The organism is Pseudomonas sp. HMSC063H08, assembly GCF_001813645.1.
Taxonomy (GTDB): domain Bacteria; phylum Pseudomonadota; class Gammaproteobacteria; order Pseudomonadales; family Pseudomonadaceae; genus Pseudomonas; species Pseudomonas aeruginosa.
The window spans coordinates 1-5,138 of sequence record NZ_KV813462.1; the positions used below are offsets into that span (position 1 = coordinate 1).

Genomic DNA, 5,138 nt, shown 5'->3' on the forward strand with positions numbered 1-5,138 from the left:
CCGCATGAGGCCGGCGCGCTGATCTGGTTCTACGAAGATTGGGCGACCGAGGACACGCGTGAGTACGTGACCGGCGAGACAGTGAACGTGAAGCTGCTGAGCCGCACCAGCTCTGCGACGCTCGCAGAGAGCCTCGCGCCGGTCGACTCGCTGCGAATGAACCAGCGCCAGGCGCGGCCTTATGCGCCTGGCCGGGTGCTGGTGTGTGGTGTGGCGTATCCGACGAAGACCTACGGTGTGCTGACCGTGTCGTGGGCGCACCGCAACCGGCTGCTGCAGGCCGATCAGCTGGTTGACTCGTCTGCGAGCAGCATATCGCTGGAAGCTGGCACGACATACACGCTGAGCATCTACAGCGGTACCAGCCTGAAGAAGTCGTACACCGGCTTGACCGGCACGACCTGGACCTACCCGCTGGAGGACGACATAGCGCATGGGCTGCTGCCGGTGCTGCGCATCGTGCTGTTCAGCGTTCGCGACGGTCTGCAGAGCTGGCAGCAACACGACATCACAATCGAACGACACGGCCTTGGCTTCCGGCTGGGCGAAGAACTAGGAGGCGTTTCCGCATGAGTCTTACGATGGGGCCGAACACTGGCCTGCTGATCAACGGCGCCCCCGGTGAGGGGCATTACAGCGAACTGATCCGCATGTTGCGCTGGGATGACTTCCTGCGCCAACCGGTCGTCAAGGGGCGCGTCGCCACGCTGCCCACAACCGGCCAGGCCGAGGGGGACACGTACATTTTCACCGGCTCGGGTGCCAGCCAGAACCGCCTTGCCAGATGGTGGGTGGTAGGCGCCACGGCTGGCACCTGGGAGTACCTCACTCCGAAGCTGGGCTGGCGGGTTCAGGTTGCGAACGAGGCCACGCCTGCTGGCCAGGTCAAGACGTATGAGTTCGGGGCCAGTGGCTGGACTGAGCTGGTGGGCGGAATGGCCGACGCGCCGAGCGACGGCAGCAACTACGCGCGCAACAATGGGGCGTGGGGCAAGCTTGGGACCGCTGCCGGGGCAGATATCAACGGCATGCCGTTTCTCAATCTGATGCCGGACAGCGGCCGCTTTGCGGGCAATATCAATCCGCTGATCTTGCGCTTCACTGGAGCATTTTCTAGTTCGTTCCTGGCGCCGTGGAACGGCGCGTCAATCGCTGACGGCGGAAAGTACATCTACGACAACACCACGTTCGGGGGGACGGCTGGCGACCTGAACCAGCGCGTCCAAGACCTTATGGCGGCCATGGGCCGGTCGGGCAGCGTGGCGCGCTACGGCGTTGAGTTCTATACCGTTGTGCTGACCGCTGGCCCCAACGCAACGACCGGCTCTACGGGTGCCGACGGCACGACCCGTTATCTTCAGATGACGAACTCGTCGAGGGCGCTCTTCATCGCCAACGGCTGGTGTACAGCTGTTTTCTGGATACGAGCTGAAGCCGGATCGCTACATCTCATCCCGGCAGGATTTCCGACAACTGACTACAAGTTGTGGCTGAACGGGGCTCCAGTACTGCCGGGACAGGTTCTGACCCCGAGCGATGGATGGAAGCACGTCAGGATTTCCAAAAAGAGCGCGCAGGGGTACGACAACGGTTTCCCGTACCTCTATGCGGCCCTGGGCTCCATCGCAGCTATGGCTTGCCCCGCTTTCTTCGGCGGCCTGGTCGATCCCGGCATCCACGTCGCGCCTATCGCGACCGTCAACTCACAGAGCGCATGACAATGACGAAACGAGTTCTACTGAAAGGCGAGTTCTTCGCGGAATGGGATGGCACGCTGGACGAGGCCGCTGCACTCGCTGGCGTCCCTGTCGGCGACTTGGCGTTCCACCCGGATGACGTGCTGGCCGAGGTCCAGGAGCTGCGCCGCCAGGCCTATCGCACCGAGTCCGACCCGCTGCGCCTGGAGGCCGAGTTTGACGCCATAGCCGCTGGTACCGAGCCGGACCTGGCGGCATGGGTCGCGGCCGTGCAGGCGATCAAAGAACGCTATCCGCTCCCCCAGTCCTAAGCGTTTTGATAATTGTGACCAACGTCGCCTTTTTGCTACGGTCCCTAGCTGATGTGCGGAGTAGATAGGGATGTTGGTATGAACGAGATGCTTAGACGGAGACTGCGGGCGGAGCTGCTAGAGGTCGGTTTCCTAAACCAGTGCTGCCTTGACCTGATGGATACCATGGCGTCCGAATTCAGCCTCTCGCAGGATCAGCAGGAATGCTTCGAACAGCTGAGCCGATTCCTGCGGGAGGGCATCGGCAAGCTGACCGCTCTGTCTGAGCGGGTAGCCGATGGCGATATCGTCGTGCTGTGCTGATCTTTTGAAATTCTTTTGCCGCTGGCGAAACGGTTAGGGCGCGTCATTTATTGCGCAAATCCGCGCCAAATTTCGCGCCGCGCTACACGATATGGAATTTGGGTATCAGATGGGGCAGGGGAAGGCGTTCGTGCAGGGCGGCGGCGTATACCGGGATGGGGGACGCGAGCCGATCATGGCGGATGACCGCGCGCGGTTATCCGCCCTACGCCGGGGTGGCTTTCCGTCTGCGGGGCGTCAACCCGCCAGCGACTGGGCGATCCGCCCGAGGGTCTCCATCGCCTTCTCCTGCCGCGCGCTCCACGGGTGCCCGTAGTTGAGCCGGGCGCAATGGGCGAAGCGGCGGGTGGCGGAGAAGATCGGCCCCGGGGCGAGGCTGATGCCCTGGGCCAGGGCCAGTTGGAACAGGCGCAGCGAGTCGACCGCCTCGGGCAACTCCAGCCAGAGGAAGTAGCCGCCGCTGGGACGGCTGACCCGGGTCTGCTCGGGGAAGTAACGCGCCACCGCCGCGAGCATGGCGTTCTGCTGGGTCTCCAGGGCGTAGCGCAGCTTGCGCAGGTGGCGGTCGTAGCCGCCGTGCTGGAGATAGTCGGCGATGGCCGCCTGGGCCGGGATCGACGCCGACAGGCTGGTCATCAGCTTCAGTCGCTCGATCTGCTCGGCGTAGCGTCCGCCGGCCACCCAGCCGACCCGGTAGCCCGGCGCCAGGCTCTTGGAGAAGGAACTGCAGTGCATCACCAGGCCTTCCTGGTCGTAGGCCTTGACCGGTTTCGGCGCCTGCTGGCCGAAGTACAGTTCGGCGTACACGTCGTCCTCGATCATCGGCACCTGGTGGCGCGCCAGCAGCTCGGCGAGGGCGCGTTTCTTCTCGTCGTCCATGCTCGCGCCCATCGGGTTCTGGAAGTTGCTCATGAACCAGCAGGCCTTGATCGGCAGGCGCTCCAGGCTGTCGGCGAGCACTTCCAGGTCGATGCCTTCGCGCGGATGCACGGGGATTTCCACCGCCTTCAGCTTCAACCGTTCCAGCACCTGCAGGGTGGCGTAGAACGCCGGCGCCTCGATGGCCACCAGGTCGCCGGGACGGGTGACCACCTGCAGGCAGAGGTTGAGTGCCTCCAGCGCGCCGTTGCTGATGACCAGTTCTTCCACCGGCAGCAGCAGGCCGCCGACCATGTAGCGCAGGGCGATCTGCCGGCGCAGGCCATGGTTGCCCGGCGTCATGTCGGCGACCACCGACTGCGGGTCCATGTCGCGCACCGCGTGGGCCATCGAGCGCGCCAGGCGCGGCAGGGGAAACAGTTGCGGACTGGGAAACGCCGAGCCGAAGGGCACGGTGTCCGGGTCCTTGATCGAACTGAGTACGGAGAACACCAGCTCGCTGACGTCGACCTCGGTGGCGTCGGCCTGGCGCGGGCTGATCTCCGGTTCCGGCAGCGGCCGCTGCACGTGCTGGCAGACGAAGTAGCCGGAGCGTGCGCGGGCCATGATCAGCCCACGGCTTTCCAGCAGGTAGTAGGCCTGGAACACGGTGGAAGCGCTGACCCCGTAGGTACGGCTGGCGTGCCGTACCGAGGGCACCTTCTGCCCGGGGGCGAGGACGCCGGTGCGGATCAGCTCGGCAATCTCGTCGGCGAATTTCTCGTAGCGCTTCATCTTGTCCTGGCCGCTGTCCTGGCTGGCCGTGGGCACGGCCGCTGGCGCCCACTCTATGCGCGCCGGGACCGTGTTGTCATGCCTCATCGCGGCCTCCTCAGCGCGCCGGCGAAACGAAGGTGCTGGTGCTGCCGACCGCCAGGCTCGGGTCGTCGATGCCGCGCAGGCTGAACGCCAGCGGTTGCGAGCCGGCCCTGGCGCGTTCGGCGGTAGAGGCCACCGACACCGGGAAGTCGAGGATCTCGCCGGGCTTCAGGCTCAGGGTGTGCTCGCCCTGCAGGCGGAACTCCGGTGCGTCGTCGAGTTGCAGGCGATAGCGCTGCGGCTGCTGGGTCTTGTTGATGACCTTGAGGGTGTAGATGTTCTCGATCTGCCCGGCGGCGTTCTCGCGGAACAGCCCACGGTCGCGGGTCACGTCCAGCGAGGCCAGCGGGCGGGCATCCAGGGCGACGACGAAGGCGCCGATCATCGCCAGCATCACCGCCGCGTAGCCGACCAGGCGTGGACGCAGGAAACGGGTCTGGCCACCTTCCAGAGCGCGTTCCGAGGTGTAGCGCACCAGGCCGCGTTCATAGCCCATCTTGTCCATGATCGAGTCGCAGGCGTCGACGCAGGCGGCGCAGCCGATGCAGGCGATCTGCAGGCCGTCGCGGATGTCGATGCCGGTGGGGCAGACCTGCACGCACTGCTGGCAATCGATGCAGTCGCCGAGCCCCTGGGCGCGCGGATCGCTGCCTTTCTTGCGGGCGCCGCGGGATTCGCCGCGGGCGGCGTCGTAGGACACGATCAGGGTGTCCTTGTCGAACATCACGCTCTGGAAGCGCGAGTAGGGGCACATGTGGATGCACACCTGCTCGCGCAGCCAGCCGGCGTTGACATAGGTGGCGGCGGTGAAGAACAGCACCCAGAACAGGCTTTCCAGGTCCAGCTGGAAGCTGAACAGGTCGGCCACCAGCGGTCGCACCGGAGTGAAGTAGCCGATGAAGGTGACCGCCGTGACCAGGCTCACACCCAGCCACAGCGCGTGCTTGGCCGTCTTGCGCAAGAGCTTGGCGGCGCTCGCCGGACCCTGGTCGAGCTTGATCCGCGCGTTGCGGTCGCCCTCGGTGACCTTCTCGCACCACATGAACACCCAGGTCCATACGCTCTGCGGGCAGGTATAGCCGCACCAGAC

The 5,138-nt window shown here is 65.3% G+C and carries 5 protein-coding genes and 1 pseudogene; 4 read left to right on the forward strand and 2 right to left on the reverse strand.

What is annotated here, in order from left to right; genetic code table 11:
• The 4 genes and pseudogenes from HMPREF2924_RS16400 to HMPREF2924_RS16415 form a co-directional block, all read left to right on the forward strand.
• Positions 1–573, forward strand: a pseudogene (locus tag HMPREF2924_RS16400) (hypothetical protein); the annotation flags it as partial.
• Entirely contained in the window at positions 570–1,718 is a 1,149-nt protein-coding gene (locus HMPREF2924_RS16405; protein ID WP_003139957.1) for a DUF2793 domain-containing protein, read from the forward strand. The pseudogene HMPREF2924_RS16400 and the gene HMPREF2924_RS16405, both read left to right, overlap by 4 nt.
• Positions 1,715–2,008 (forward strand): hypothetical protein, encoded by a 294-nt coding sequence (locus HMPREF2924_RS16410; RefSeq protein ID WP_003139956.1) that lies wholly within the window; start codon positions 1,715–1,717, stop codon positions 2,006–2,008. The genes HMPREF2924_RS16405 and HMPREF2924_RS16410 overlap by 4 nt, the downstream gene beginning before the upstream one ends.
• A 78-nt stretch (positions 2,009–2,086) precedes the next feature.
• Positions 2,087–2,311: a DUF7364 domain-containing protein gene (locus HMPREF2924_RS16415; protein ID WP_015649550.1), complete on the forward strand. Its 225-nt coding sequence runs from the start codon at positions 2,087–2,089 to the stop codon at positions 2,309–2,311.
• A 237-nt stretch (positions 2,312–2,548) separates the two neighbouring features.
• Here the strand turns inward: HMPREF2924_RS16415 and mapR are convergent, their stop codons facing one another.
• Together mapR and ccoG are read right to left on the reverse strand one after the other, a co-directional pair.
• A complete protein-coding gene (gene mapR / locus HMPREF2924_RS16420; RefSeq protein ID WP_003101248.1) occupies positions 2,549–3,964 on the reverse strand; it encodes a GntR family transcriptional regulator MpaR in 1,416 nt (471 codons plus the stop codon).
• A 97-nt stretch (positions 3,965–4,061) separates the two neighbouring features.
• Positions 4,062–5,138: cytochrome c oxidase accessory protein CcoG (gene ccoG / locus HMPREF2924_RS16425; RefSeq protein ID WP_070700578.1), on the reverse strand; the 1,077-nt coding region annotated here is incomplete at its 5' end.